This is a genomic window from Streptomyces sp. NBC_00536, from assembly GCF_036346295.1.
Classification (GTDB): Bacteria; Actinomycetota; Actinomycetes; order Streptomycetales; family Streptomycetaceae; genus Streptomyces.
This window is the reverse complement of sequence record NZ_CP107819.1, coordinates 1,659,037-1,684,319: the sequence shown is the minus strand read 5'-3', so window position 1 is coordinate 1,684,319 and position 25,283 is coordinate 1,659,037. Positions and strand designations below refer to the sequence as shown.

The 25,283-nt window shown below is 71.9% G+C and carries 28 protein-coding genes; 18 read left to right on the top strand and 10 right to left on the bottom strand.

Annotation, left to right across the window (positions count from 1 at the left end; genetic code table 11):
• Window positions 1–3: 3 nt before the first annotated feature.
• Window positions 4–936: a TIGR03619 family F420-dependent LLM class oxidoreductase gene (locus OHS33_RS07170; protein WP_330329534.1), complete on the top strand. Its 933-nt coding sequence runs from the start codon at window positions 4–6 to the stop codon at window positions 934–936.
• Window positions 937–973: 37 nt separating this feature from the next.
• On the opposite strand, the gene OHS33_RS07165 is transcribed toward OHS33_RS07170, so the two are convergent.
• Window positions 974–1,804: a LysR family substrate-binding domain-containing protein gene (locus OHS33_RS07165; protein ID WP_330329533.1), complete on the bottom strand. Its 831-nt coding sequence runs from the start codon at window positions 1,802–1,804 to the stop codon at window positions 974–976.
• 58 nt (window positions 1,805–1,862) lie between these two features.
• Between OHS33_RS07165 and OHS33_RS07160 the strand changes: the two genes are divergently transcribed.
• On the top strand, window positions 1,863–2,267 hold the full coding sequence (locus tag OHS33_RS07160) for a DUF5997 family protein (protein WP_330329532.1): 405 nt from the start codon (window positions 1,863–1,865) through the stop codon (window positions 2,265–2,267).
• A gap of 100 nt (window positions 2,268–2,367) precedes the next feature.
• On the opposite strand, the gene OHS33_RS07155 is transcribed toward OHS33_RS07160, so the two are convergent.
• Together OHS33_RS07155 and OHS33_RS07150 are read right to left on the bottom strand one after the other, a co-directional pair.
• Window positions 2,368–2,784 (bottom strand): VOC family protein, encoded by a 417-nt coding sequence (locus tag OHS33_RS07155; RefSeq protein ID WP_330329531.1) that lies wholly within the window; start codon window positions 2,782–2,784, stop codon window positions 2,368–2,370.
• 63 nt (window positions 2,785–2,847) lie between these two features.
• Window positions 2,848–3,255 (bottom strand): helix-turn-helix transcriptional regulator, encoded by a 408-nt coding sequence (locus tag OHS33_RS07150; RefSeq protein WP_330329530.1) that lies wholly within the window; start codon window positions 3,253–3,255, stop codon window positions 2,848–2,850.
• 106 nt (window positions 3,256–3,361) lie between these two features.
• Here OHS33_RS07150 and argC point away from each other — a divergent pair, with 106 nt between their 5' ends.
• The 6 genes from argC (at window position 3,362) to OHS33_RS07120 (ending at window position 9,164) form a co-directional block, all read left to right on the top strand.
• On the top strand, window positions 3,362–4,402 hold the full coding sequence (argC, locus tag OHS33_RS07145) for an N-acetyl-gamma-glutamyl-phosphate reductase (RefSeq protein ID WP_330329529.1): 1,041 nt from the start codon (window positions 3,362–3,364) through the stop codon (window positions 4,400–4,402).
• A gap of 88 nt (window positions 4,403–4,490) precedes the next feature.
• Window positions 4,491–5,651 (top strand): bifunctional glutamate N-acetyltransferase/amino-acid acetyltransferase ArgJ, encoded by a 1,161-nt coding sequence (gene argJ, locus OHS33_RS07140; protein WP_330329528.1) that lies wholly within the window; start codon window positions 4,491–4,493, stop codon window positions 5,649–5,651.
• On the top strand, window positions 5,648–6,568 hold the full coding sequence (gene argB, locus OHS33_RS07135; RefSeq protein ID WP_330329527.1) for an acetylglutamate kinase: 921 nt from the start codon (window positions 5,648–5,650) through the stop codon (window positions 6,566–6,568). The genes argJ and argB overlap by 4 nt, the downstream gene beginning before the upstream one ends.
• Window positions 6,565–7,797: an acetylornithine transaminase gene (locus OHS33_RS07130; protein WP_330329526.1), complete on the top strand. Its 1,233-nt coding sequence runs from the start codon at window positions 6,565–6,567 to the stop codon at window positions 7,795–7,797. The genes argB and OHS33_RS07130 overlap by 4 nt, the downstream gene beginning before the upstream one ends.
• Window positions 7,798–7,804: 7 nt before the next feature.
• Window positions 7,805–8,341 carry an arginine repressor gene (locus OHS33_RS07125; protein ID WP_330329525.1) on the top strand — a complete coding sequence of 179 codons (537 nt, stop codon included), beginning with the start codon at window positions 7,805–7,807 and terminating at the stop codon, window positions 8,339–8,341.
• 16 nt (window positions 8,342–8,357) lie between these two features.
• Window positions 8,358–9,164: a hypothetical protein gene (locus OHS33_RS07120; RefSeq protein ID WP_330329524.1), complete on the top strand. Its 807-nt coding sequence runs from the start codon at window positions 8,358–8,360 to the stop codon at window positions 9,162–9,164.
• A gap of 20 nt (window positions 9,165–9,184) precedes the next feature.
• On the opposite strand, the gene OHS33_RS07115 is transcribed toward OHS33_RS07120, so the two are convergent.
• From OHS33_RS07115 to OHS33_RS07105, 3 genes are read right to left on the bottom strand one after another with little or no spacing between them, the layout of a single operon-like run.
• Window positions 9,185–9,883, bottom strand: a complete 699-nt coding sequence (locus tag OHS33_RS07115) for a L,D-transpeptidase family protein (RefSeq protein WP_443065421.1) — start codon at window positions 9,881–9,883, stop codon at window positions 9,185–9,187.
• Between the two features lie 6 nt (window positions 9,884–9,889).
• Entirely contained in the window at window positions 9,890–10,471 is a 582-nt protein-coding gene (locus OHS33_RS07110) for a pyridoxamine 5'-phosphate oxidase family protein (RefSeq protein ID WP_330329523.1), read from the bottom strand.
• Window positions 10,447–11,634: a hypothetical protein gene (locus OHS33_RS07105; protein ID WP_330329522.1), complete on the bottom strand. Its 1,188-nt coding sequence runs from the start codon at window positions 11,632–11,634 to the stop codon at window positions 10,447–10,449. Before OHS33_RS07105 ends, OHS33_RS07110 begins: the two co-directional genes overlap by 25 nt.
• A gap of 161 nt (window positions 11,635–11,795) precedes the next feature.
• Here OHS33_RS07105 and OHS33_RS07100 point away from each other — a divergent pair, with 161 nt between their 5' ends.
• Together OHS33_RS07100 and argH are read left to right on the top strand one after the other, a co-directional pair.
• The gene (locus OHS33_RS07100; protein WP_330329521.1) at window positions 11,796–12,989 is read left to right on the top strand and encodes an argininosuccinate synthase; all 1,194 of its coding nucleotides are present in this window, start codon (window positions 11,796–11,798) and stop codon (window positions 12,987–12,989) included.
• Between the two features lie 105 nt (window positions 12,990–13,094).
• Window positions 13,095–14,522 carry an argininosuccinate lyase gene (gene argH / locus OHS33_RS07095; RefSeq protein ID WP_330329520.1) on the top strand — a complete coding sequence of 476 codons (1,428 nt, stop codon included), beginning with the start codon at window positions 13,095–13,097 and terminating at the stop codon, window positions 14,520–14,522.
• A 63-nt stretch (window positions 14,523–14,585) separates the two neighbouring features.
• Here argH and OHS33_RS07090 read toward each other — a convergent pair whose 3' ends face one another.
• Window positions 14,586–15,101, bottom strand: a complete 516-nt coding sequence (locus OHS33_RS07090; RefSeq protein WP_330329519.1) for an HAD domain-containing protein — start codon at window positions 15,099–15,101, stop codon at window positions 14,586–14,588.
• An 84-nt stretch (window positions 15,102–15,185) separates the two neighbouring features.
• On the opposite strand from OHS33_RS07090, the gene OHS33_RS07085 reads away from it, so the two are divergent.
• The 3 genes from OHS33_RS07085 to OHS33_RS07075 all read left to right on the top strand — a co-directional run bounded on the left by OHS33_RS07085 (window position 15,186) and on the right by OHS33_RS07075 (window position 18,847).
• Window positions 15,186–15,737 (top strand): TetR/AcrR family transcriptional regulator, encoded by a 552-nt coding sequence (locus OHS33_RS07085; RefSeq protein ID WP_330329518.1) that lies wholly within the window; start codon window positions 15,186–15,188, stop codon window positions 15,735–15,737.
• Window positions 15,734–17,281, top strand: coding sequence for an MFS transporter (locus OHS33_RS07080; protein WP_330329517.1), 1,548 nt, complete (start codon window positions 15,734–15,736; stop codon window positions 17,279–17,281). The genes OHS33_RS07085 and OHS33_RS07080 overlap by 4 nt, the downstream gene beginning before the upstream one ends.
• 69 nt (window positions 17,282–17,350) lie before the next feature.
• On the top strand, window positions 17,351–18,847 hold the full coding sequence (locus tag OHS33_RS07075) for a membrane-associated oxidoreductase (RefSeq protein ID WP_330334936.1): 1,497 nt from the start codon (window positions 17,351–17,353) through the stop codon (window positions 18,845–18,847).
• A 41-nt stretch (window positions 18,848–18,888) separates the two neighbouring features.
• Here the strand turns inward: OHS33_RS07075 and OHS33_RS07070 are convergent, their stop codons facing one another.
• A complete protein-coding gene (locus OHS33_RS07070) occupies window positions 18,889–19,518 on the bottom strand; it encodes a lysophospholipid acyltransferase family protein (protein WP_330329516.1) in 630 nt (209 codons plus the stop codon).
• Window positions 19,519–19,811: 293 nt separating this feature from the next.
• Here OHS33_RS07070 and OHS33_RS07065 point away from each other — a divergent pair, with 293 nt between their 5' ends.
• The 3 genes from OHS33_RS07065 to OHS33_RS07055 all read left to right on the top strand — a co-directional run bounded on the left by OHS33_RS07065 (window position 19,812) and on the right by OHS33_RS07055 (window position 22,164).
• Window positions 19,812–20,999 carry a glycerophosphodiester phosphodiesterase gene (locus OHS33_RS07065; RefSeq protein ID WP_330329515.1) on the top strand — a complete coding sequence of 396 codons (1,188 nt, stop codon included), beginning with the start codon at window positions 19,812–19,814 and terminating at the stop codon, window positions 20,997–20,999.
• A gap of 111 nt (window positions 21,000–21,110) precedes the next feature.
• Window positions 21,111–21,629 (top strand): RNA polymerase sigma factor, encoded by a 519-nt coding sequence (locus OHS33_RS07060; protein ID WP_330329514.1) that lies wholly within the window; start codon window positions 21,111–21,113, stop codon window positions 21,627–21,629.
• Between the two features lie 37 nt (window positions 21,630–21,666).
• Window positions 21,667–22,164, top strand: a complete 498-nt coding sequence (locus tag OHS33_RS07055; protein ID WP_330329513.1) for a GNAT family N-acetyltransferase — start codon at window positions 21,667–21,669, stop codon at window positions 22,162–22,164.
• Window positions 22,165–22,180: 16 nt separating this feature from the next.
• On the opposite strand, the gene OHS33_RS07050 is transcribed toward OHS33_RS07055, so the two are convergent.
• A complete protein-coding gene (locus tag OHS33_RS07050) occupies window positions 22,181–22,624 on the bottom strand; it encodes a hypothetical protein (RefSeq protein WP_330329512.1) in 444 nt (147 codons plus the stop codon).
• Entirely contained in the window at window positions 22,617–22,985 is a 369-nt protein-coding gene (locus OHS33_RS07045; RefSeq protein WP_330329511.1) for a hypothetical protein, read from the bottom strand. The genes OHS33_RS07050 and OHS33_RS07045 overlap by 8 nt, the downstream gene beginning before the upstream one ends.
• Window positions 22,986–23,469: 484 nt before the next feature.
• Here OHS33_RS07045 and OHS33_RS07040 point away from each other — a divergent pair, with 484 nt between their 5' ends.
• Entirely contained in the window at window positions 23,470–24,558 is a 1,089-nt protein-coding gene (locus OHS33_RS07040; protein WP_330329510.1) for a methionine ABC transporter ATP-binding protein, read from the top strand.
• Window positions 24,555–25,223 (top strand): methionine ABC transporter permease, encoded by a 669-nt coding sequence (locus OHS33_RS07035; protein WP_330329509.1) that lies wholly within the window; start codon window positions 24,555–24,557, stop codon window positions 25,221–25,223. The genes OHS33_RS07040 and OHS33_RS07035 overlap by 4 nt, the downstream gene beginning before the upstream one ends.
• Window positions 25,224–25,283 lie beyond the last annotated feature (60 nt).

The following is a 25,283-nucleotide window of genomic DNA, read 5'->3' as shown; positions in this document are numbered from 1 at the left end:
AGCGTGACGATCCGGCTCGGGCTCAGCCTGCCCCAGATGAAGCACTACGAGATCGGCCGCGACGTCCCGGCGGTGGCGCGCGCGGCCGAGGCGGCCGGGTACGAGAGCCTGTGGGTCTTCGAGCGGATCCTCTTCCCCGAGAACCCCCTGGAGGGGATGTACGGGATCCCCGGCCTGCCCTGGATGGACAAGTACCACGGGGTCGCCGACCCGCTCATCACGCTGACCCTCGCGGCCGCCGTCACCGAACGGGCCCGGTTGGGGACCAGCGTGCTGATCGCCCCGCTGCACATACCCGTCCAGCTGGCCCGGGCCCTCGCCTCCCTGGACGCGGCGAGCGGGGGCCGGGTGCTGGCGGGGCTGGGCACCGGCTGGTCGCGCGACGAGTTCAACGCCGCGGCCGTGGCGCCCTTCGAGGAGCGCGGCGCGGTCCTGGACGAGCTGCTCGACGTGTGCGCGGCGGTCTGGGGCCCCGACCCGGTCGCGTACAAGGGCGGGCTGACGCACATCGCGCCCGCCGGGATCGGCCCCAAGCCCGCCCGGCCGGTCCCCGTCTACCTCCCCGCCACCAGCCCGCGCGCCGCCCGCCGTCTGGTGGACCGGGCGGACGGCTGGATGCCGGTGGCCCACGGCCCGGGCGCGCTGGCCGAAGCCTGGGAGCGGCTGCGGGACCTGGCCGCCGAGCGCGGACGTACGCGGGGGATCGCCGTGTGCGTACGGGTCAACACGGCCTACACCCCCGAGCCGTTCGAGGGGGCGGACCGGCGGCCCTTCCAGGGCAGCGTGGCCCAGATCGCCGAGGACATCGCCGCGCACGCGGCGGCCGTCCCCCTCGACGACGTGCTCGTCGACCTCCAGGGCAGCGTGCGGGACGCGGCGGAGCTGTCGGACGTCGCCGCCGAGCTGCACGCGGCGGTGCGGGCGACCGGGGTCTGACCGTCAGCGGCGGCACCGGGCCGGCGGCCGGGTGCGGCTACCGCCCGCGCGGCTTGCCGCGCTTGGCGCCGCCCTTGCCCGCGCCGCCCTTGGCGCCGCCGCTCCTGGCTCCGCCGCTCTTCGCCGCGCCGCCCTTCGCGCCGCCACCGGAGGCGCCGCGCGGGTTCTTGCCGGATCCCGGCTTGCCCCCGGCCTGCCCGCGGCGCGCCGCCGCGTCGGGGCGCTTGTCCTTCTTCGGCTGCGGCGGGGTCGGCGTACGCCCCCGCGAACTGTTGACCGTACGACCGCGCACGATCCCGATGAACTCCTCCACCAGCTCGGGAGTCTCGTCGGCCTCCGGCCACGACAGCGCGACCCGCGACTCGGGCGCACCCGTCAGCGGGCGGTAGGTGAGGTCCTTGCGGTGGTGCAGGCGGGCCAGCGACTGCGGCACGGCGAGCACGCCGATCCCCGCCGCCACCAGCTCGATCGCGTCCGCCGTCGTCTCGGGGCGCGCCAGCGCGGGCTTGCCCGGCAGCTGCTCCCAGTCGAGGGTGTCGTCGAGGGGGTGCAGCACGATCTCGTCGGCCAGATCGGCCGTGGCCACCTCTTCGGCCGTCGTGATCAGGTGGTCCTTGGGGATCACGACCACGGTGGTCTCGGTGTAGAGGGGGATCGCGCTGAGGTCCGTGCGGTCGATCGGGAGCCGTACGAAGCCCGCGTCGGCGCCGCCGTCGCGGAGCAGGGCGGGCGCCTCGCCGGGGGTCACCTGGACCAGGGTCAGCGGGACGTCGGGCAGCCGCTCGTTCCAGATCCGCACCCACTTGGTGGGCGTCACTCCCGGGACGTACGCGAGCCGGAACGAAGGGGGTGTTTCCGAGCCTGTCACCCGGCCAGGTTACCGGTCGTGGTCGGAGGTAGCGCACACGCTCGATACTCTTGACCCCATGACGTCGCACCAGAACACCCAGACCATGAAGCCCGCGACCGCGGCGAAGAAACTGGGTGTGTACCTCGAGGCCACACCCGCCGAGTTCCAGGAGGGTGTCGTCTCCCGGGCCGAGCTGGTTGCGCTCCAGGCCGATCCGCCCCAGTGGCTCCAGGACCTGCGCCTCAACGGTCCGCACCCGCGCCCCGTCGTCGCGAACAAGCTCGGCATCTCCATCGCCGGTCTCGCGCGCGGGGGCGTCACGGACGCCCTGACCACCGAGCAGATCGAAGCCATCAAGGCCGAGCTGCCCGAGTGGCTGGAGAAGGAGCGCAGCACGCAGGCCGAGGTCCGCAAGGAGACGGTCCGCATCAAGGAGCGCAACGCGGAGCGTGCGGCGAAGTCCGGGGACCAGCGCTCCTGACCGCCCCGCTCACCGCTCACCACCGGTGCCCCTGGCCCGCGGCCGATGCCGTCGGGTCAGGGGCACCGGTGCGTGGGGGCCCGTACGCGTGCGGCGCGGGTCAGTGTGCGCGCGACTGGTTGAAGCGGAGCATGTTGCCCGACGGGTCGCGGAAGGCGCAGTCGCGGACGCCGTACGGCTGGTCGGCCGGTTCCTGCAGCACCTCGGCGCCCGCCGCGCGGATGCGTTCGAAGGTGGCGTCGACATCGTCGGTCGTGAAGATCACCCCGCGGAGCATGCCCTTGGCGAGCAGCTCCGCCATCGCCTGTTTGTCGGCGGGCGAGGCGTTGGGGTTGGCGAGCGGCGGTTCGAGGACGACCTCCACGTCGAGCTGCTCGGGCGAGCCGACGGTGACCCAGCGCATTCCCTCGAAGCCGACGTCGTTGCGCACTTCCAGGCCGAGGGTGTCGCGGTAGAAGGCGAGGGCCTTGTCGTGATCGTCGACCGCGATGAAACACGTCGAAAGCTTGATGGTCATGACTGCGACGCTACGACGCGGGGCGCGATTCCGCCTCCGGTCCCGGTCCTGGCCCCGGCACCGTCACCGCGCCGGCGGGCCGCTCCTGGCCGGGCGCGTGAGGATCTTGGCCACGCACGCCGGGATCGCGGCGCCGTCCTCGTGCCGGCGGGCCCGGTAGGCGCTGGGGCTCTCGCCGACCAGCTCGGTGAAGCGGGAGCTGAACGAGCCCAGCGAGGTGCATCCGACCGCGAAGCAGACCTCGGTCACGCTCAGGTCGCCCCGGCGCAGCAGCGCCTTCGCGCGCTCGACTCGGCGGGTCATGAGATAGCTGTACGGCGTCTCGCCGAAGGCCGCGCGGAAGCTGCGCGAGAAGTGCCCCGGGGACATCAGGGCGATGTCCGCCAGTGCGGGAACGTCCAGCGGCTGCGCGTAGTCGCGGTCCATCGCGTCCCGGGCGCGACGCAGCCGCACGAGATCCTCGATCGTCACGGACACCAGCATCGCACGGGGGCCGGGCCCGCCCCGTGGAGCAGAACAGAGCTTTGCATAAACGTGCATCGAAACGTATAGTCATGCCATCGACGAGGAGGGTCCGATGGTGGTTCGTGTTGCGGTGGCCGGAGCGAGTGGGTATGCGGGCGGAGAACTGCTGCGCCTGCTGCTGGCCCACCCCGAGGTCGAGATCGGCGCGCTGACCGGCAACGCCAACGCCGGACAGCTCCTGGGTTCCCTCCAGCCGCACCTCGTGCCGCTGGCCGGACGCACCCTCGAAGCGACCACCCCCGAGGTGCTCGCCGGGCAGGACGCCCCGCACGACGTGGTCTTCCTCGCCCTGCCGCACGGCCAGTCGGCCGCCGTCGCCGCCCAGCTCGGCGAGGACGTCCTCGTCGTCGACATGGGCGCCGACCACCGGCTGGAGTCCGCCGCCGACTGGGACGCCTTCTACGGCGCCCCGCACGCCGGGACCTGGCCCTACGGCCTCCCCGAGCTGCCCGGCGGCCGCGCCGCGCTCGCGGGGGCCAAGCGCATCGCCGTTCCCGGCTGCTACCCGACCGCCGTTTCCCTGGCCCTCTTCCCCGCCTACGGGGAGGGGCTCGCCGAGCCCGAGGCGGTGATCGTCGCCGCCACCGGCACCTCCGGCGCGGGCAAGGCGCTCAAGCCCCACCTGCTCGGCTCCGAGGTGATGGGCTCCATGAGCCCGTACGGCGTCGGCGGCGGCCACCGGCACACCCCCGAGATGGTCCAGAACCTCTCGGCCGTCGCCGGGACCCGGGTCTCGGTGTCCTTCACCCCGACCCTCGCCCCGATGTCCCGCGGCATCCTGGCCACCTGTTCCGCCAAGGCCGTGCCCGGAACCACCGCGGCATCGGTGCGCGCGGCCTACGAGAAGGCCTACGCGGACGAGCCGTTCGTCCACCTGCTCCCCGAGGGGCAGTGGCCCGCGACCTCGTCCGTCCACGGTTCCAACGCCGTTCAGATCCAGGTCGCGTACGACGCCTCCGCCCAGCGGATCATCGCGATCAGCGCCATCGACAACCTGACCAAGGGCACCGCCGGTGGCGCGGTGCAGAGCATGAACATCGCCCTCGGGCTCCACGAGAGCCTGGGTCTTTCATCGATCGGAGTCGCTCCGTGAGCGTCGCACGCGCAGCCACCCGGCTGAGGACGACGATGATGCCCGCACCGGCGCGCTGCGCGGGCGGAGAAGCGAACAAGGAGATGCAGTGAGTGTCACGGCAGCACAGGGATTCAGCGGGGCGGGCATCGCCGCCGGGATCAAGGCAAACGGCAATCCGGACCTCGCCCTCGTGGTCAACAACGGACCGCGTCTGGCCGCAGCGGGCGTCTTCACCTCCAACCGCGTCAAGGCCGCCCCGGTCCTCTGGTCCGAGCAGGTCCTGCGCGGCGGCACGGTCAGCGCCGTGGTCCTCAACTCCGGTGGCGCCAACGCCTGCACCGGCCCCCGCGGCTTCCAGGACACCCACGCCACCGCCGAGAAGGCCGCCGCCGTCCTCGGCGGCGCGCACAACGCCGGGGAGATCGCGGTGGCCTCCACCGGGCTGATCGGCGTACTCCTGCCCATGGACAAGCTGCTGCCCGGCATCGAGAGCGCCGCCGGGGCGCTCAGCGAGGACGGCGGCGAGGCCGCGGCCATCGCCATCAAGACCACCGACACCGTCCACAAGACCGCCACCGTCAGCCACGCCGCGGGCTGGACCGTCGGCGGCATGGCCAAGGGCGCGGGCATGCTCGCCCCGGGCCTGGCCACCATGCTCGTCGTCCTCACCACCGACGCGGACCTGGACAGCGCCACCCTCGACAAGGCGCTGCGGGACGCGACCCGCACCACCTTCGACCGGGTCGACTCCGACGGCTGCATGTCCACCAACGACACCGTGCTGCTGCTCGCCTCCGGCGCCTCCGGGGTGGACCCGGCGTACGAGGAGTTCGCCGAGGCCGTCCGGACCGTCTGCGACGACCTGGCCCGCCAGCTGATCGGCGACGCCGAGGGCGCCAGCAAGGACATCCGGATCGAGGTCGTGAACGCGGCCAGCGAGGACGACGCCGTCGAGGTGGGCCGGTCCATCGCCCGGAACAACCTCCTCAAGTGCGCCATCCACGGCGAGGACCCGAACTGGGGCCGGGTGCTCTCCGCGATCGGCACCACCAAGGCCGCCTTCGACCCGGACCGGCTGAACGTCGCCATCAACGGGATCTGGGTCTGCAAGAACGGCTCCGTCGGCGAGGACCGCGACCTGGTCTCGATGAAGGACCGCGAGGTCCGCATCACCGCCGACCTGGCCACCGGCACCGAGTCCGCGGTCATCTGGGCCAACGACCTGACCGCCGACTACGTCCACGAGAACAGCGCGTACTCGTCATGAGCGGCGCCCCCGGCAGTGCCCGCAAGCACACCGCGCTCCCCAAGGCAGAGATCCTCATCGAGGCGCTGCCCTGGCTGACCCGCCACAACGGCAAGGTCGTCGTCATCAAGTTCGGCGGCAACGCCATGATCGACGAGGACCTGAAGGCCGCCTTCGCGCAGGACGTCGTCTTCCTGCGCCAGGCCGGCCTCAAGCCGGTCGTCGTGCACGGCGGCGGCCCGCAGATCAACGCCCAGCTCGACCGGCACGGCCTGGTCAGCGAGTTCAAGGCGGGCCTGCGCGTCACCACCCCGGAAGCGATGGACGTCGTACGGATGGTGCTCGCCGGGCAGGTCCAGCGCCAGCTGGTCGGACTGCTCAACCAGCACGGGCCGCTCGCCGTCGGCATGACCGGCGAGGACGCCCACACCATCACCGCCGTCCGGCACCGGCCCGAGATCGACGGGGAACTCGTCGACATCGGCCGGGTCGGCGAGATCACCGCCATCGACACCGGCGCGATCGAGGCGCTGCTGGCGGACGGCCGGATCCCGGTCATCTCCTCCATCGCGCGCAGCGCCGACGACGACCACGTCTACAACGTGAACGCCGACACCGCGGCCGCCGCGCTCGCCGCCGCCCTGGGCGCGGAGACCCTGATGGTCCTCACCGACGTCGAGGGGCTCTACGCGGACTGGCCCAACAGCGACGAGGTCATCAGCCGGCTCACCGTCAGCGAGCTGGAGAAACTGCTGCCCGAGCTGTCGAGCGGGATGGTCCCCAAGATGCAGGGCTGCCTGCACGCGGTCCGCGGGGGCGTGAGCAACGCCCGGGTGATCGACGGGCGGGTCCAGCACTCGATCCTGCTGGAGATCTTCACGGACGAGGGCATCGGCACGATGGTCGTGCCCGACGCAGAGGGAGGGGAATCCGCGTGAGCGGCAACAGCTCGAAGCAGTCCGAGCAGTCGGAGCAGTCCAACGAGACGTACGGGGCCCGCTGGAAGGCGGCGCTCACCGACAACTACGGCACCCCCGCCCTCGCGCTCGTCCGTGGCGCGGGCGCCCAGGTCTGGGACGCCGACGGCAAGCAGTACACCGACTTCGTCGGCGGCATCGCGGTCAACGCGCTGGGCCACGCCCACCCGGCGATCGTCGGGGCCGTCTCCGCGCAGATCGCCACGCTGGGCCACGTCTCCAACCTCTACGCCTCCGAGCCCGTCCTCGCGCTCGGTGAACGGCTGCTCCAGCTCTTCGGCCGCAGCGGCCGGATTTTCTTCTGCAACTCCGGCGCCGAAGCGGTCGAGGCGGCCTTCAAGGTCGGCCGGCTGACCGGGCGCACGCACATGGTCGCCACCACCGGCGGCTTCCACGGCCGCACCATGGGCGCCCTCGCCCTGACCGGCCAGCCCGCCAAGCAGACCCCCTTCCTGCCGCTGCCCGGCGACGTCACCCACGTGCCGTACGGCGATGTGGAGGCCCTGCGGGCCGCCGTCACCGAGGACACCGCCCTCGTCCTGATCGAGCCGATCCAGGGCGAGAACGGCGTGGTCGTCCCCCCGGCCGGATATCTGACCGCCGCCCGCGAGATCACCCGCGCCACCGGCACGCTGCTCGCCCTCGACGAGGTGCAGACCGGCATCGGCCGCTGCGGCCAGTGGTTCGAACACCAGGCGCACGAAGGCGTCGAACCCGACCTCGTCACGCTCGCGAAGGGTCTGGGCGGCGGTCTGCCGATCGGCGCCCTCGCCGCCTTCGGCCCGGCCGCCGACCTGCTCCGGCCCGGCCAGCACGGCACCACCTTCGGCGGGAACCCGGTCGCCTGCGCCGCCGGGCTCGCCGTCCTCGACACCATCGCGGCCGACGGACTGCTCGACCGGGTCAAGGAAAGGGGCGAGCGGCTGCGCTCCGGAATCGAGAACAGCGGGCACCCGCTGGTCGCCCGTGTCCGCGGTGCGGGCCTTCTGCTGGGTATCGTGCTGACCGAGCCCCTCGCAGCGAAGGTGCAGCAGGCGGCTCAGGATGCCGGTTTCCTGGTCAACGCGCCCGCCCCCGACGTCGTACGGCTGATGCCGCCGTTCGTACTCACCGAGGCCGAGGCGGACGCGTTCGTCCGGGCCCTGCCGGGCATCCTCGACGCGGCCCACGGGGACGGATCCGGAGAATGAGACGACGATGAGCCAGGCGCAGGAACACGAGCAGAGCGGGCAATCCGTTCCGCAGACCCGAACCGCCCGCCACCGCCGGATCGTGGACATCCTCAACCGGCAGCCGGTCCGCTCCCAGAGCCAGCTGGCGAAGCTGCTCGCCGACGACGGGCTGAGCGTCACCCAGGCGACGCTCTCCCGGGACCTCGACGAGCTGGGCGCGGTGAAGATCCGCAACACCAACGGCGAGCTGATCTACGCGGTACCGAGCGAGGGCGGATTCCGCACCCCGCAGGCCCCGCTGGGCGAGTCCGCGAAGGAGGAGCGCATGCGGCGCCTCTCCGGTGAGCTGCTGATCTCGGCGGAGGCCTCCGCGAACCTCGTGGTCCTGCGCACCCCGCCGGGTGCCGCCCAGTTCCTCGCCTCGGCGATCGACCAGGCCGAACTCCAGGCCATCCTCGGCACGATCGCGGGCGACGACACCCTGATGCTGATCAGCCGCGACCCGGTCGGCGGTCAGGCCCTCGCCGATCACCTCCTGCGTCTGGCGCAGAAGGAGGGCTGAGGGCGACCCTGGGGGAATGAGCCAACACCCCCTCTGGGCAGCGGTGTTCGAGGCCGCTGCCGTCGCTCTCGCCTGTTACGCCGTGCTCGGAGCGCTGTGGCGGCTGCGGGACCGGGCCGACCGGGCCGCCGCCGCGCTGCTCGCCCCCGCCCCGCCCGATCCGTACCACGCGGTGGCGCTGGCGGGGCGCCCCGAGGACATCCACCGTCCGGCGGTCGCCCGGCTGCTGCTCGACGGCTCCGTGCGGATCGACGAGCGGGGCCTGCTGACCCTGGCGCCGGGGGGCCCGCACCAGGGTCCGGAACCGGGGCCCGCCCCGGTGCACCCGCTGCCCGCCGCCGTCCTTGCCGCGCTGGTCCGCCGGGACCGGCCCACCAGCGTGCCCGACCTGTCGGGGGACACGGCGCTGCGGGTGGCCCGCGGGGCCTTCCTCGCCGCCGAGGACGCGAAGTACCCGCGTCTCGCCGAGGTCCGTGACCGGGACCGGCTCGCCGACCTCGCGATACTGCTGATCATGGCGGTCGTCGCCTGGTACAGCTTCCAACTGGTGGTGCTGTCACGCCCGGACACCCTGCGGGGGATCGTGCTGATGGGTACGTTCGTCCTCGCGGTGGCGGTCGGGTGCTGCGGCGCGCTGCTCGCGGCGATGGTGATGGTCCGGGTGTGGCCGAAGCGGCGCGACCCGTTCCGCGCGTACTGCGCCGCGCTGCCCCCGCACCCGGACGTCGTCGCCCTGGACCCGGAGCTGCTGGCCCGCCTCGACCACCGGGAGCCGCGCCCGGTGGAGTACGACACCTGGGTGGACAGCGGCGGCGCGTTCTGACGGCACGTTGACGCCAGGCTCTAGTAGCGGGTCACGTCCAGCGGCCCCGACTCCGTGCCCACCGCGATGTGCGGACGCCGCTCCGGCCGGGCCCAGCGCAGGATCGCCCGCATGGACTCCTCCGGCACCGACACGCAGCCCGCCGTCGCCCCCTTGCCGTTGACGTGCAGGAAGATCCCGGCGCCACGCCCGTGCACCGGCCGGTCGTAGTTGAAGCCGATGACCAGGGCGTGCGCGTACTGCTTCGCGTAGCCCACCAGGTGCTCCGCCTCGCCCGGCGCGCAGTCGGCGGGCAGCGGGTCCACCCAGCGGTTGTAGTGGACCGAGGCGTTGTCCTGGCACCACCAGGCGCCCTCGCGGACCGGCCGGTAGGTGTACGCCGTCCCCACGGGCGCGGGCCGGATCCCGAAGGCGTACGGCAGGTCGTACAGCCCGGTGGGCGTGGTGTTCGTGCCCTGGACGCGGGTGGCGCCCTCGGTGAGGCCCTTCGCGCCGAACCGGGCGGGCGCCCTGCCCATCGCGACCCACCGCCCCGACCGGCGCTCCCACCAGGTGAGGCGGCCGGTGGTGGAACCGGCGGCGGGGGCTACGGCGGTGATCAGCTGACTTCCGCCTCCGGTGTCGGCGAGCCGGTCGGGCAGCGGGGTGCCCGGGGGCGTCCCCGGGCTCAGGAGCAGGGAGGTGACGAGCAGTGAGCCGAGGGCGACGGCGGTTCGCAGCACACGTCAGACGGTACGCGGCGGGAGGGGCAGCGGCAGTGCGGGCAGGCCGTCGACGCTCGTCTCGATGAATTCCTTCTTCGCGCAGTACTCCGCGAACTCCTCGTCCGTCTTGCGGCCGAAGTACTCCGCGTGGAGCGTGCGGTCGCCCTGGTACTCCATGAGGGGGACGGCGTACCCGCACACGTCGGCGATCCGCCGGGTCCGTACGACGATCACGGCGCGGGCGGACGGCCCGTCGGCGTCGCCGAACAGGGCGATCAGCTCGCCCCAGCGCGGGTCGTCGCGGAAGACCGCCTCGCCCTCGCCGTGGATCCGGACGATGTTCGGGGGACCGGAGAACGCGCACCACATCAGGGTGATCCGGCCGTTCTCCCGGACGTGCGCGATGGTCTCGGCGCCGCTGCCGCCGAAGTCCAGGTAGGCGAGGGTGTGCTCGTCGATGACGACGAGGGTCCCCGACCGGCCCTTGGGGGAGAGGTTGATGTGACCGTCACCGTCCAGCGGGGCCGTTGCGGTGAAGAAGATCGGCTGGTCTTCGATGAACTTGCGCAGTCGGCCGTCTATGCGTTCGTAGAGCTTTCCCATGATCGGATTATGCTCCGGGTGTCGGGGTCGGGTTGGACGATTTCAGTCGGTGAGACCGAGCCGGGACCGGCGCAGCCGCACGTCGAGGGCGTGGAAGAGGTGCTCCGGCCGCGCGAGCAGCCCGGCCGGGGCGGCGGCCCGCACCGGGCCGGAGGGTGGTGCTCGTACGGGTCCCCGCCGCCCTGTCGGACCAGCCGGCGCGCGCAGGCGCGTACGAGGTCGGACCGGTCGGTGAGGTACCGCTCGGCCTCGGCCGCCCGCCCGGCCCCGCGCAGGGCGGTGACCCCGCAGGCGCGGACCATCGGGAGATCCCCCGCCAGCAGGGCGTCGACCGCCGCGTCGTCGGGCCCGTCGGCGGCCATGGCCCGTAGCGCGGCATCGGTCCACAGCCGGGCCGTGGCCGGATCCCGTTCGCAGGAGGCCCGCAGCGCGAGCTCCCGTACGCCCAGCCGGCCGGCCTCCACCGACAGCCGGGCGGCGAACCGCCGGGTCGGCAGGTCGGCCCGCTCGCACAGGCGGTCCAGCATGTCCTCGCGCTGCGCCCCGGTCAGCGAGTTCCAGCTCCAGGTCGTCGAGGGCCGCCCGGGGCGCCACCACGCGGCGAGGAGCGAGTACCGGCCGGTCAGGGCGGCCTCCAACTGCTCCACCCCCCAGGCTCCGTGCGCGCGCGAGCCCAGCCGCAGGACCAGCGGGGTGAGGTGGATCAACCACTCGACGGGGTCTTTGGCCACCATCCGGCCGAGCACCCGCCGGGCGCGCCGGCGTACCGGCGGGGCCCAGTCGGCGCACCGGATCAGGACGAGTTCGAGCGGCGGGTACGCGGCCGAGGCCCGGTCGAGCGCCCGCCGGACGCGCCTGCGCACCGGCGGGATCCAGGCGACCCACTGGAGCAGGAGGAGTTCGAGCGGCGGGAGCCACCACGCGTGGAGGGCGGACGCGCGGACCCGCCCGTCGGGGTGGCACAGCCGGGCCTCGGTCCGCTTGCCGCGCAGCGGCTCGCGGGAGCGCCGGGCGATGCGGCGCACCTCCTCGTCGAAGGCCGTCCAGGCCTCGGGCCCGCTCCGGGCGAGCACGCGGGCGACGGGGGCGCCCCCCCGCCCCGCCAGCAGGTCCGCCGCGGCCCGCTGCCCGATCGGCACGTCCCGCTGTACACCGGCTCCCATCGCGCCCTCCCCTGGTCGTCCACCGATGGTAGGCGGCCGCTTGTGGCCGGTTCCTCCGATATACGCGCTGGTCAGAGGGTGCGACGGGGCACGATTGACGAAACATACGGAGTGGTGCATAGTTATGCCTGTCGTCAGATGCACCCTGTAAGGAGAAACCCGTGACCGAGCGCGTCGTACTCGCCTACTCGGGCGGCCTGGACACCTCCGTCGCCATCGGCTGGATCGCCGAGGAGACGGGCGCCGAGGTCATCGCCGTCGCCGTGGACGTCGGCCAGGGCGGCGAGGACCTGGACGTCATCCGCAAGCGCGCGCTCGCCTGTGGCGCCGTCGAGGCCGAGGTCGCGGACGCCTCGGACGAGTTCGCCAACGAGTACTGCCTCCCGGCGATCAAGGCGAACGCCCTCTACATGGACCGCTACCCGCTGGTCTCGGCCCTCTCCCGGCCGGCCATCGTCAAGCACCTGGTCGCCGCCGCCAAGAAGCACGGCGCCACGACCGTCGCCCACGGCTGCACCGGCAAGGGCAACGACCAGGTCCGCTTCGAGGCGGGCATCGTCGCCCTCGCCCCCGACCTCAAGTGCATCGCCCCGGTCCGTGACTACGCGATGACCCGTGACAAGGCGATCGCCTTCGCCGAGAAGGCCGACCTCCCGATCGCGACCACCAAGAAGTCCCCGTACTCCATCGACCAGAACGTCTTCGGGCGCGCCGTCGAGACGGGCTTCCTGGAGGACATCTGGAACGCGCCGATCGAGGACATCTACGAGTACACCTCGAACCCGGCCATCCCGCGGGAGGCCGACGAGGTCGTCATCTCCTTCAAGGAGGGCGTCCCGGTCGCCATCGACGGCAAGCCCGTCACCGTGCTCCAGGCCATCCAGCAGCTCAACGAGCGGGCCGGCGCCCAGGGCATCGGCCGGATCGACATCGTCGAGGACCGCCTCGTCGGCATCAAGTCCCGCGAGGTCTACGAGGCCCCGGGCGCGATCGCGCTGATCACCGCCCACCAGGAGCTGGAGAACGTCACCGTCGAGCGCGAGCTGGCCCGCTACAAGCGGCAGGTCGAGCAGCGCTGGGGCGAGATGGTCTACGACGGCCTGTGGTTCTCCCCGCTCAAGCGCGCCCTGGACGGCTTCATCAACGAGGCCAACCAGCACGTCACCGGTGACATCCGGATGACCCTGCACGGCGGCCGCGCCGTCGTCACCGGCCGGAAGTCGGACGAGTCGCTCTACGACTTCAACCTCGCGACCTACGACTCGGGCGACACCTTCGACCAGTCCAAGGCCCAGGGCTTCATCGAGATCTTCGGTCTGTCCTCGAAGATCGCCGCACGCCGCGACCTCGCCTGAGGTCCAGTCGTTGGGCGGTATGCCCGCGCAGTGCTTTGACGGCCTCCCCGGTTACCTCCGCGACGGGGAGGCCGTCGTACACCCACCCTTTGAGGAGCAGTAGCTGTGAGCAGCAACAACGGTGACGTCCGGCTCTGGGGCGGCCGGTTCGCCGACGGACCGGCCGAGGCCCTCGCGAAGCTGTCCGCGTCGGTCCACTTCGACTGGCGCCTCGCGCCGTACGACATCGCCGGTTCGCGCGCCCACGCCCGCGTCCTGCACAAGGCGGGCCTGCTCACGGCCGACGAACTCCAGCGCATGTCGGACGGGCTGGACCGGCTCGCGGCCGACGTCGAGTCCGGCGCGCTGGTCGGCACCATCGCCGACGAGGACGTGCACACCGCGCTGGAGCGCGGCCTGCTGGAACTCCTCGGCCCCGACCTCGGCGGCAAGCTGCGGGCGGGCCGCTCGCGCAACGACCAGGTCGCCACGCTCTTCCGGATGTACCTGCGCGACCACGCCCGGATCATCGGCTCGCTGATCGCCGGCCTCCAGGACGCGCTCGTCGGTCTCGCCGAGGCGCACGCCGATGTGGCGATGCCCGGCCGGACCCACCTCCAGCACGCGCAGCCGGTGCTCTTCGCGCACCACGTGCTGGCGCACGTGCAGTCCCTGTCGCGGGACGCGGAGCGGCTGCGCCAGTGGGACACCCGGACCGCGGTCTCCCCGTACGGCTCGGGCGCGCTCGCGGGCTCCTCGCTCGGCCTGGACCCGGAGCAGGTCGCGGCCGACCTCGGGTTCGAGCGGGGTTCGGTCGGCAACTCCATCGACGGCACGGCCTCGCGGGACTTCGTCGCCGAGTTCGCGTTCATCACGGCGATGATCGGGATCAACCTGTCCCGGATCGCCGAGGAGATCATCATCTGGAACACGAAGGAGTTCTCCTTCGTCACCCTGCACGACGCGTTCTCCACCGGCTCCTCGATCATGCCGCAGAAGAAGAACCCGGACATCGCGGAGCTGGCGCGCGGCAAGTCGGGCCGTCTCATCGGCAATCTGACCGGCTTGCTCGCCACCCTCAAGGCGCTTCCCCTGGCCTACAACCGGGACCTCCAGGAGGACAAGGAGCCGGTCTTCGACTCCTGCGACACCCTGGAAGTGCTGCTGCCCGCCTTCACCGGCATGATGGCGACCCTCACGGTCAACCGGGCGCGGATGGAGGAGCTGGCTCCGGCCGGGTTCTCGCTCGCCACCGACATCGCCGAGTGGCTGGTCCGCCAGGGCGTGCCCTTCCGGGTCGCGCACGAGGTCGCGGGCGAGTGCGTCAAGGAGTGCGAGGGCCTCGGCATCGAGCTGGACGAGCTGACGGACGAGCAGTTCGCGAAGATCTCCGAGCACCTCACCCCCGAGGTCCGTACGGTCCTCAACGTGCCCGGCGCCCTGGCCTCCCGCAACGGCCGCGGCGGCACCGCCCCGAGCGCGGTCGCCGTCCAGCTCAACGAACTGAAGGCGGACCTGGTCATCCAGCACGCCTGGGCGAACCACAAGAACTGAGCGCGAGCGCACCGAGGGGGCGGCCGGGGCCCCGCCCCGTCCGCCCCCTCCGGCATGCCCGCTCTACGCCGCCCACGCGGCCAGCCGCGCGAAGTCCCCCCGGACCAGCCCGATCTGCTCGTCGATGCGCAGCAACAGGGCGTGGGCCGGGTGGCGTTGGCCGACGTACTCCCGGTCCATCGGCGTGATGTCGTCGTCGACCCACGCGAACGGCCGCTCCCCGGCGTACTCCAGGACGTACTGCGTCTTCCAGAACGTCCCCCGCGGCGCCCGCCCGTGCATCTGCGGCCAGTCGATGAACGGCAGCCGCGGCAGCCCCAGGTGCGGCCCTATCCAGTCGTTGGCCTCGTCCTTCCAGGTGGTCGCCCAGACCAGCTCGTAGGCGTCCGCCAGCGCCAGCAGCTCCGCGCCGTGCCCCGGGTTCAGCCAGACCCGCAGCGGCTTCGCGCTCTCGGCCGGCGACCAGCCGGTGGGCCGCATCCGGTGGGTGGTGTAGCCCTCGGGGCGGCGCTGGGGCTTGGCCGCGTAGGGGTTCAGCGGGCCGTCCACATCGATCAGCAGCAGCGGCTTCTTCGTCATCACGGCAGGATTCCTTCCGTGCCCCGTGGGGGCATCTGAATATTCAATGAGACAGTGACGTCTCATTCGGGTTATGGTTGTCTCATGGCCATGGATCGTGACCAGGTGCTCCGCGCTGCGGCGGCCCTGCTCTCCCGCAAATCGACCGCGACGATGGACGAGGTCGCCCGTGCGGCCGGCATCGGCCGCGCGACCCTGCACCGGCACTTCGCCGGGCGCGACGCCCTCGTACGGGCCCTCGAAGAACTCGGCATCCGGGAGTTCGAGGTCGCCTTCGACAAGGCCCGCCTGGACCAGGGGAGCGCCGTCGACGCCCTAGGCCGCCTCGTCGCCGAGGCCGAGCCGAACGCCCTGCTGCTGGCCTTCCTCGTCACCGAGAACCAGCTCTTCGAGGGCGACGAGGTCCACGAGGGCTGGGCCCGGCTCGACGCGCGGGTCTCCGCGCTCTTCCGGCGCGGCCAGCAGGAGGGCGACATCCGGATCGACCTCAGCCCCGCCTGGCTCACCGAGGCCCTGTACGGCCTCATCGGCACCTGCGCCTGGGCCGTCATGGACGGCCGGGTCGCCGCCAAGGACTTTCAGTACATGATCACCGAGTTGCTGCTCGGTGGCGCACGACGGAGTGTGGAGAAATGAGCAGAACCGAAGAGCTGAGCAGGCGGAAGGGGACGGAGGACGGCAAGAGCCCCGGGCGCTGGATCGCGCTCTCGGTCCTCGTCCTGGCCGTCCTGCTGGTCGCGGTCGACGCCACCGTCCTCGGTCTCGCCACTCCCTCCCTGAGCGAGGACCTCAAGCCGTCCGGTACCCAGCTGCTGTGGATCGGCGACGTCTACTCCTTCGTCATCGCCGGCCTGCTCGTCTCCATGGGCTCCCTCGGCGACCGCATCGGCCGCAAGAAACTGCTGCTGATCGGCGCCACCGCCTTCGGCCTCGTCTCGGTCCTGAACGCCTACGCGACCAGCCCCGAGATGATGATCGTGGCCCGCGCCCTGCTCGGCGTCGCCGGTGCGACCCTGATGCCGTCCACGCTCGCGCTGATCCGCAACATCTTCCACGACCCCAAGGAGCGCAGCCTCGCCATCGGGATCTGGGGCGCCACCGCCTCGGCGGGCGCGGCCATCGGCCCGGTGGTCGGGGGAGCCCTGCTCCAGCACTTCTACTGGGGCTCGGTCTTCCTCATCAACCTGCCCGTGATGATCGTCCTGGTCGTCGTCGGCATCAAGCTGCTGCCCGAGTCGAAGAACCCCGCGAAGGGCCCCTGGGACCTGCTCAGCGTCGCCCTCTCGCTCATCGGCATCATCGGTGTCGTCTACGCCGTCAAGCAGGTCGCCACCCACGGGCTCAGCTGGGAGGTCTGGGCCGCCGCCGTCCTCGGCGCCGCCATGCTCTACGCCTTCGTGCGCCGCCAGCACACGCTGGCCGCGCCCTTGCTCGACATGAAGCTCTTCAAGCACCGCGGCTTCTCCGGCGCGGTCCTCGCCGACCTGCTGACCGTCTTCGGGCTCTCCGGACTGGTCTTCTTCCTCTCCCAGTTCCTCCAGCTCGTCCAGGGCCGCGAGCCGCTGGAAGCGGGCCTGGCCGAACTGCCCGCCGCCGTCGGCGCGGTGGTCACCGGCCTGCTCGCGGGGCAGTTCGCGCGCAAGTACTCCGTACGCGTCATCGTGACCGGCGGTCTCGCCGCGATCGGCCTGGCGCTGGCCGCCCTCACCGTCATCAGCAAGGAGACCGGCTACCCGCTGCTCGGCGCCGCCCTGCTCGTCGTCGGCCTCGGCGCGGGCTTCTCCTTCACCGTCACCGCCGACGTGATCCTCTCCAGCGTGCCCAAGGAGCAGGCCGGTTCGGCCTCGGCCGTCTCCGAGACGGCGTACGAACTCGGCGCGGCCCTCGGCATCGCCCTGCTCGGCTCCATCGTCACCGGGGTCTACCAGAGCTTCACGGCCCCCGCCTCGGTCTCCGGACCGGTCGCCGACGCCGCGCACGAATCCCTCGGCGGCGCCGTCGACGCGGCCAGGAGCCTCGACCCGCACACCGCCCAGGTGATGGTGGGCGCGGCCCAGGACGCCTTCGTGGACGGGCTGCGGCTCGCCTCGGGCGTCGGCGCGGCCGTCCTGCTCGCCACGGCCGCCGCCGCGTGGTTCCTGCTCAAGGGCCAGGAACTGCAGGACGGCATCGAGCACTGACCACACATCAGAGGGTGGTGTCCCGCACGGAGTTGACAGTCCGTGGAACCCCGGGACACCATCCCGGCGATGGAGATCACCGATCTGACCCCGGCCGAACGCCGCGTATGGGACGCCTTCCCGCGCGGTGAAGGCGTCGACTTCCGTGAGCACCCCGACGCGACCGGAGCGGGCGGGGAGACCTGGGGTCCGGAGCGGACCGTACGCGCCGAGGTGCTCAGCGCGCTGCTGCTCGGTGGCCCCACCGCCGAGGGACAGGTCGCCGGCCTCAACATCCGGGGCGCCCGGATCACCGGCAAGCTGAACCTCAAGTACGCCGTCGTCGAGCACCCGATCCGGCTGCGCGCCTGCTGGTTCGAACGCAAGCCCTTGCTCTACGGAGCCCGGTTGCGGGTCTTCGTGGCCAACGACTCGACCCTTCCCGGCCTGACCGCGGACACCGTCCGGGTCGACACCACGCTCAGGCTGTCCTGCTGCACGATCACCGGACCCGTCCGGCTCGCCGGGGCCCGGATAGCCGGCGGCCTCTTCATCCGCCGTGCGGTCATCGGCACTCCCGCGACCGGTGGGGAGGACCGGGAGGACCAGGAAGCCGACCAGGAGCCCCAGCTCCAGGTCAACCACGCCGACATCGGCACCGACGTCATCGCCATGGAACTCACCGTCCACGGCCAGACCAAGATCAACGGAACCACGGTCGGCGGCCAGATCAACCTCGACGACGCCCGGCTCCTCGCCCCCGGCGGGACCGCCCTGCACGCCGAGACCCTGACGGTCGGCACCGACCTGCGCGCCATGCGGATGGAGACCCACGGCCGGGTCAACCTCACCGGGTCCCGCATACCGGGTCAGCTCAACCTCGCCTACGCCCGGCTCGTGAACCCCGGCGGCGTCGCCCTGCGCGCCTCCAGCTGCGTGGCGGGCGAGGTCTGGCTGCGCTCCTGCCCGACCATCCAGGGCGCGGTCAACCTGCGTCGCTCCCAGTTCGACATGCTGCACGTCACGCCCGCCACCTTGCCGGAGCAGATCCGCTTCGACGGCCTCACCTATCGCACCCTCGTCCCGCACCTGCCCGCCGAGGAGCGGCTGCCCGCCCTGGAGCGCGAGGCTGCGGGCTACCTCCCGTACGCCTACGAGCAGCTGGCCGCCGCCTACCGCTCGGCGGGGGACGAGGGGGCCGCGCGCAGCGTGCAGCTCGCCAAGCTCCGCAGGCACCGGCGCACCCTGCCCCGGCACGCCCGGGTGTGGGGGCTGCTCCAGGACGTGACGGTGGGGTACGGCTTCCGGCCGCTGCGCGCGGCGGGCTGGCTCATGGCCCTGCTGTGCACGGGAGCCGTCGCCTACGGGCTCCGGCCCCCGGCCCCGCTCAAACCCGGCGAGGCACCCGAGTTCAACCCGGTCTTCTACACCCTCGACCTGATGCTGCCGATCATCGGCTTCGGGCAGGAGGAGGCCTTCGGTCCGCGCGGGTGGTACCAGTGGCTGTCGTACCTGCTGATCGTGACGGGCTGGGTGCTGGCGACGACCACCGCGGCGGGCGTCAGCCGGTCACTGAGCAGGCAGTAGGGCGGGTGGCCGCCCTCGGACCCGGGCTCGGGGCCCAGGGCTCAGGCGGCCTTGGCCTTGGTCGCGTACATGTCGACGTACTCCTGGCCCGAGAGCCGCATGACCTCGGCCATCACCGAGTCGGTGACCGCGCGCAGCACGTACCGGTCGCGGTCCATGCCCTCGTACCGGGAGAACTCCATCGGCTCGCCGAAGCGGATGGTGACCCGGCCCGGGCGCGGCATGCCCTTGCCGCCGGGCTGGAGCTTGTCGGTGCCGATCACCGCGAACGGGACCACCGGGGCGCCGGTCATCAGCGTGAGCCGGGCGATGCCGGTGCGGCCGCGGTAGAGGCGGCCGTCGGGGGAGCGGGTGCCCTCCGGGTAGATGCCGAAGATCTTGCCCTCTTCGAGGATCCTGCGACCGGTCATCAAGGCCGCGACCCCGCCGTTGGCGCCGTCGCGGTCCACCGGCACCATGCCGGAGCCGGTGAAGAACCAGGCCATCGCCCGGCCCTTGAGGCCCTTGCCCGTGACGTACTCGTCCTTGCCGATGAAGTGCACCTGGCGGTCGCACACCAGGGGCAGGATCATCGAATCGATGAAGGTCAGGTGGTTGCCCGCGAGGATGACCGGCCCGCTGCCCGGAATGTTCTCGACGCCCTCCACACGGGTGCGGAACATCATCCGCATGACCGGTCCGACAGTGGCTTTGATGAGCGCAAGACGGGACAACGTGGGCCCTCCGGTATCGAATGCGTCTTCAGCACCGTGCGTGCTCAGTGCAGGTGAGGACGATACTCGCGGGTCCGCTCTGATCGCACATCGGGTTCACGAGGCCGATACGCAATGTTGACGCACGTTTCCGCCATGTTTTCCGCCCGTCCCGCCCCACACCCCCCGCCCGCCACCGGTCGCTGCCTACCATCGGTCCGCCGACCGGGGGCGACAGGCCCCGGGCGGCCCGAACGGGATGAGGGGCAGACATGGCGCAGGGCGGGGCAGGCAGGCGCGCGGTTCTGGGGGCGGCCGTACTGGCGGCGGGCGGCGGAGCGCTCGGGCTCGGCGCGGGCCCGGCGGCGGCCGCGGAGGCGAACGGTACCCAGCCTTCGGACGCGCAGGCGTACGGCGACGGCGGGGGCTACCGGACGCTGCCGTACCCGACGGTCATCGGACACCGGGGGGCCAGCGGCTACCGGCCCGAGCACACCCTCGGCTCCTACCAGCTGGCCCTCGACCTGGGCGCGGACGTCATCGAGCAGGACCTGGTGCCCACCCGCGACGGCCACCTCGTCTGCCGGCACGAGAACGAGATCGGCGGCACCACGGACGTCGCCGACCACCCCGAGTTCGCCTCCCGGCGCACCACCAAGTCGGTGGACGGGGTCTCGATCACGGGCTGGTTCACCGAGGACTTCACCCTGGCCGAGCTGAAGACCCTGCGGGCGAAGGAACGTCTCCCCGCGGTCCGCCAGCGCAACACGCTCTACGACGGCCGCTGGGAGGTCCCCACCTTCGAAGAGGTGCTGCGCTGGGCCGACCGCGAGGGGAAGCGGCGCGGCAAGCGGGTCTGGCTGCACGCGGAGACCAAGCACCCCAGCTACTTCCGGGCCCTGGGCCTCGGCCTGGAGGAGCCGCTCGCGAAACTGCTCCGCCGCTACGGCCGCGACCGGCGGAACTCGGCCATGTTCCTGGAGTCCTTCGAACCCTCCAGCATCCAGCGGCTCGCCAAGCTGGTCTCGGCGCCCGGCGTGGTGCTGCTGGGCGCCGCGAACACCCGCCCCTGGGACTTCGAACTGGCCAAGGACCCGCGCACGGTCGCCGACCTGGTCACGCCCGAGGGCCTGAAGTGGATCGCCGGGTACGCGCAGGCCATCGGCCCGACCATGGACCTGATCGTGCCGCGCGACGCCGCGGGCAAGCTGGGGACGCCGACCACCCTGGTGCGCGACGCCCACGCGCGCGGGCTGATCCTGCACCCCTACACCGCGCGCAACGAGAACACCTTCCTGCCCGCCGACTTCCGCAAGGGCACCGACCCGAACGCCTACGGGGACGCCTTCGGCGCCTTCCGCGCCTACTTCGGCCTCGGGATCGACGCGATCTTCACGGACAACGCCGACACCGCGCTCCTCGCCGCCGAGGACTTCCGCCCGGGGCGCCGCCCGCGCTGACCCGTCAGCTGAACCGCCGCTGACCCGTCAACGGGGCAGCGCGAGGACTCGTACGAGTGTGCCGCGTCCGGTGGGGAAACCACCGGGCGCGGCATTCGCGTCCCGCCCGGCATGGACCTGCTCAAGGAACTCGGACCCCTGCTCTCGGCGGAGGCCGCCGCCGAAGCACCGCTCGCCGGGATGGATCCGGCCGATCTGGAACAGGCGGTATGGGTGCGGCTGCTGGAGCGGGACCGGCAGGGGCCCGCGCCCGCCGAACCCGCCCGCTGGCTGCGCCGGGCGGTGCGCGCCGAGGCCCGCCTCGCCCGGCGCCGGACCCAGCGCGAAGTCCCGTACGCCGGACCCGCGGGCTGCGCCGACGAGGCACCCGAACACGGGCCCGAGGGCGAGCTGCTCCACCGCGAACAGGACCGGGCCGTCCGGTCGGCGGTCGCCCGGCTGCCCGGACGCTGCCCGGAACTCATGACTGCTTTTCTATCGCCCAGGGACCTCACCTACCGTGAAATCGCAGGAGAGTTGGGTATCTCACAAGGAAGTTTGGGGCCGGTGCGTTCCCGTTGCCTGGGATGTCTGCGCAGAATGCTGGCTGCAGAGGTTGAGGCTCCTGGCCTGCGGGGAAAGGAGCGGTAGACCAACGGGCTACCAGGTGAGCGGGAGGCATGCGCACATGGGCATGAGCGTGACCATTTCGGCAGCGACGGCCGAGGACGCGGAGCAGATCTTCAAGCTGCAGTACCTGTGCTTCCAGAGCGAGGCCGAGCTGTACGGCAACTACCTGATCCAGCCCCTCACCCAGTCCCTGGACTCCCTCAAGGGCGAGCTGGCCAGCGACACCGTGCTGGTCGCCCGGCTCGGCGACGAGGTCGTCGGCGCGGTGCGCGGCAGCACCGACGACGACGGCACCGGCAAGATCGCCAAACTGTGCGTCCACCCGCGGCTCCAGGGCCACGGCCTCGGCGCCCGTCTGCTGCGCGGCGTGGAGGAGGCGCTGGCCGACGGCTCCAAGGCCGCCCGCTTCCGCCTCTTCACCGGCCGCAAGAGCGAGTCGAACCTGCGCATGTACCGCAAGGCGGGCTACGTCGCCGTCGGCGGCCGGACCGCATCGGACGGCGTGGAGCTGGTCATGCTGGAGAAGGAAACCACCGACTACGCCGTCAGCGCCTGAGCCACCGACCGAGCGGTCAGCGCTTGGCGCGCAGCCAGAGCATCCCGGTGACCGGCAGGATCACCGGGATGAACAGGTAGCCCATCCCGAACTGCGACCACACCGTCGCGTCGGGGAAGGAATCGGGCCGCACCAGGGTCCAGGTCCCGACGGTGAGCACGCCGGTCAGCTCGGCGGCGCAGCACAGCCGCGCCGCCTTGCGGGCCGTCTCCCCGCCGCGCACCAGTGAATAGGTGATGAAGGCGTAGACGAGCGCGGCCACCGCGCTCAGCGCGTACGGCAGCGGAGCCCGGTCGAATTCGGTGGAGATCTGGTAGGCCGAGCGCGAGACCGCGCCGACGGTGATCACCCCGTACAGCCAGACGAGCAGCACCCCCGGCCCCGAGACCAGCTTCGTGCGCCCCGCGGGCGCCGCGGCGTCTCCCGCGTCCTTGGCCGTGTCAGCGTCCGTGTCAGGCACCGGTGCCACCCCAGATGTCGTAGAGCCGTACTTCGAGCACCGCGAGGACGACCGCGCCCGCGGCCACCGTCACCGAACCCCACTTGCTGCGTTCGGTCAGCGAGAGGAACCCGGCGGCCGGAACCGCCGCGAAGGAACCGACGAGGTATGCCACGAAGAGCACCGTCCCGTCGTGCGCCTGCGCGCCCTGGCCGAGCTTGACCAGCCCGACCACCAGCTGGGCCAGGACCAGCAGGGTGACCACGGCCATGCCGGCGAAGTGCCAGTCCTTGGTCGGCTGGTCCCGCCAGGCGGCGTATCCGCACCAGGCGGCGAGGGCGAGTGCGGCCACGCCGATGGCGACCGTCAGGGCGTCGAGCATGCAGCGAGGGTATTACGGGTCCAAAGACCCGATGCGCCCACCCCGGTGCCGGGGCTTTCATGGAAGGGATGCCGCCGCCCTGCGGCGTCCGGATGGCGGTCGCAATCTGTCCGCTATCCGGACAGCGTTGATCGGTGAAGGGATGTGTCTGGTTTACTGGGTCCATGACCACGACGAGCAGCCGCACCCTTGCGACCGAGGCGACGATGACGCCCGGTGCTCGTTGTATGTGTCGAATGCGCGCCTTCTGAGGGCCCCCTTTCCTGAGCCTCGCGCCCCGAAGCGAGATCGGCCGAGTCCGTCCGGACCGTGCCGGCTGTAGAGCCTCCACGCTGTAGAGCCGCCCAGAGTCACCCCGGATCACTCCTGCCCCACGCCCGGCGTCGAACCGCCGATTCATCCCGGTTCGTCCCGTATCGCGTCCCCAGATGATTGCCCCGTGCCCGGTCTGCCATGCCGTGCACTCGACAGCGACGGAATTCCTGTGATCACCACATCGGGCCTCACGAAGGTCTACCAGTCCCGTGGCCGCGAGGTCACCGCCCTGGACGGCGTCGACCTCCATGTCCGCGAGGGCGAGGTCTACGGAGTCATCGGCCAGAGCGGCGCCGGAAAGTCCTCCCTGATCCGCTGCGTGAACCTGCTGGAACGCCCCACCACCGGCAGCGTCACCGTCGACGGCGTCGACCTCACGGCGCTGGCCGGCCGCGGCCGCCGCGCGGGCAGGGAACTCCGCGAGGCCCGCAGCCGCATCGGCATGGTCTTCCAGCACTTCAACCTGCTGTCCTCGCGCACCGTCCAGGGCAACATCGAGCTGCCCCTGGAGATCCTCGGGATCTCCGGCCGCGAGCGCTCCCGCAAGGCCCTGGAACTCCTCGACCTCGTCGGCCTCGCCGACAAGGCCAAGTCCTACCCCGGCCAGCTCTCCGGCGGCCAGAAGCAGCGCGTCGGCATCGCCCGCGCCCTGGCCGGCGACCCCAAGGTGCTGCTCTCCGACGAGGCCACCAGCGCCCTCGACCCCGAGACCACCCGCTCGATCCTCCAGCTGCTGCGCGACCTCAACCGGCAGCTCGGCCTGACCGTCCTGCTCATCACGCACGAGATGGACGTGGTCAAGGCCGTCTGCGACTCCGCCGCCCTGATGAAGCGCGGCCGGATCGTCGAGTCCGGGACCGTCTCCGAACTGCTGGCCACCCCCGGCTCCGAACTCGCCGACGAACTCTTCCCGGTCAGCGGCGCCGCCACCGGCATCGACCGCACCGTGGTCGACGTCACCTTCCACGGCGAGGCCGCCGCCCAGCCGGTCATCTCCCAGCTGGCGCGCACCTACAACGTCGACATCTCGATCCTCGGCGCCGCGATGGACACCGTCGCTGGCCGCCAGGTCGGCCGGATGCGCATCGAACTCCCCGGCCGCTACGAGGACAACGTCGTCCCGGTCGGCTTCCTGCGCGAGCGGGGCCTCCAGGTCGACAGGGTCGACGCTGAAGCCCCCGAAGGCGCTGAAGCCCCCGAAGCTTCCGCAGTCGCCGGCACCGTCCCGGCCCAGCTGGTCAAGGATGGTGCCAAGTGACCTGGTCCGAGATGCAGCCCCTGCTCACGCAGGGCACGTACGACACCCTCTACATGGTCCTGTGGTCCACCCTGGTGACCGTCCTCGGCGGCCTGCCCATCGGCATCCTGCTCGTCCTCACCGACACCGGCGGCCTGCTGCAGAACCGGGTGGTCAACAAGGTCCTCGGGGCGATCGTGAACGTCGGCCGCTCGATGCCGTTCATCATCCTGCTGATCTTCCTGATCCCGGTGACCACCGCCGTCGTCGGCACCTTCATCGGCCCCACCGCGATGATCGTCCCGCTCGCCATCGGCGCCATCCCCTTCTTCGCCCGGCTCGTCGAGACCTCCGTCCGCGGCGTGGACCACGGACTGGTCGAGGCCGTCGAGTCCATGGGCGGCGGCGTCCCCACCCTCGTCGGCAAGGTGCTCCTCCCGCAGGCGCTGCCCTCGCTGATCGCGGCCGTCACCACCACCGTGATCACCCTCGTCGGCTACTCCGCCATGGCGGGCGCGGTCGGCGGCGAAGGCCTCGGCTCCAAGGCGATCACCTACGGCTTCCAGCGCTTCGAGACCGGCTTCATGGTCGCCACGGTGGTCGTACTGATCCTGCTCGTCACGGTGATCCAGCTGCTCGGCGACGGCGTGGTCCGCCTCCTCGCCCGCCGCGGCCGGACAGCCTGACCGGGGCACGGCGCCCCCCCACAGACTTTCTCTCCTCCCACAGCCCGCACTCGTCGTGCT

Coding starts and splice junctions, on each gene's coding strand:
- OHS33_RS07160 (WP_330329532.1), top strand. CDS start 1,863: ATGACGTCGCACCAGAACACCCAGACCATGAAGCCCGCGACCGCGGCG.
- OHS33_RS07155 (WP_330329531.1), bottom strand. CDS start 2,784: ATGACCATCAAGCTTTCGACGTGTTTCATCGCGGTCGACGATCACGAC.
- argC (WP_330329529.1), top strand. CDS start 3,362: ATGGTGGTTCGTGTTGCGGTGGCCGGAGCGAGTGGGTATGCGGGCGGA.
- argB (WP_330329527.1), top strand. CDS start 5,648: ATGAGCGGCGCCCCCGGCAGTGCCCGCAAGCACACCGCGCTCCCCAAG.
- OHS33_RS07125 (WP_330329525.1), top strand. CDS start 7,805: ATGAGCCAGGCGCAGGAACACGAGCAGAGCGGGCAATCCGTTCCGCAG.
- OHS33_RS07120 (WP_330329524.1), top strand. CDS start 8,358: ATGAGCCAACACCCCCTCTGGGCAGCGGTGTTCGAGGCCGCTGCCGTC.
- OHS33_RS07110 (WP_330329523.1), bottom strand. CDS start 10,471: ATGGGAAAGCTCTACGAACGCATAGACGGCCGACTGCGCAAGTTCATC.
- OHS33_RS07105 (WP_330329522.1), bottom strand. CDS start 11,634: ATGGGAGCCGGTGTACAGCGGGACGTGCCGATCGGGCAGCGGGCCGCG.
- OHS33_RS07090 (WP_330329519.1), bottom strand. CDS start 15,101: ATGACGAAGAAGCCGCTGCTGCTGATCGATGTGGACGGCCCGCTGAAC.
- OHS33_RS07085 (WP_330329518.1), top strand. CDS start 15,186: ATGGCCATGGATCGTGACCAGGTGCTCCGCGCTGCGGCGGCCCTGCTC.
- OHS33_RS07080 (WP_330329517.1), top strand. CDS start 15,734: ATGAGCAGAACCGAAGAGCTGAGCAGGCGGAAGGGGACGGAGGACGGC.
- OHS33_RS07075 (WP_330334936.1), top strand. CDS start 17,351: ATGGAGATCACCGATCTGACCCCGGCCGAACGCCGCGTATGGGACGCC.
- OHS33_RS07070 (WP_330329516.1), bottom strand. CDS start 19,518: ATGCGGATGATGTTCCGCACCCGTGTGGAGGGCGTCGAGAACATTCCG.
- OHS33_RS07065 (WP_330329515.1), top strand. CDS start 19,812: ATGGCGCAGGGCGGGGCAGGCAGGCGCGCGGTTCTGGGGGCGGCCGTA.
- OHS33_RS07060 (WP_330329514.1), top strand. CDS start 21,111: ATGGACCTGCTCAAGGAACTCGGACCCCTGCTCTCGGCGGAGGCCGCC.
- OHS33_RS07055 (WP_330329513.1), top strand. CDS start 21,667: ATGGGCATGAGCGTGACCATTTCGGCAGCGACGGCCGAGGACGCGGAG.
- OHS33_RS07045 (WP_330329511.1), bottom strand. CDS start 22,985: ATGCTCGACGCCCTGACGGTCGCCATCGGCGTGGCCGCACTCGCCCTC.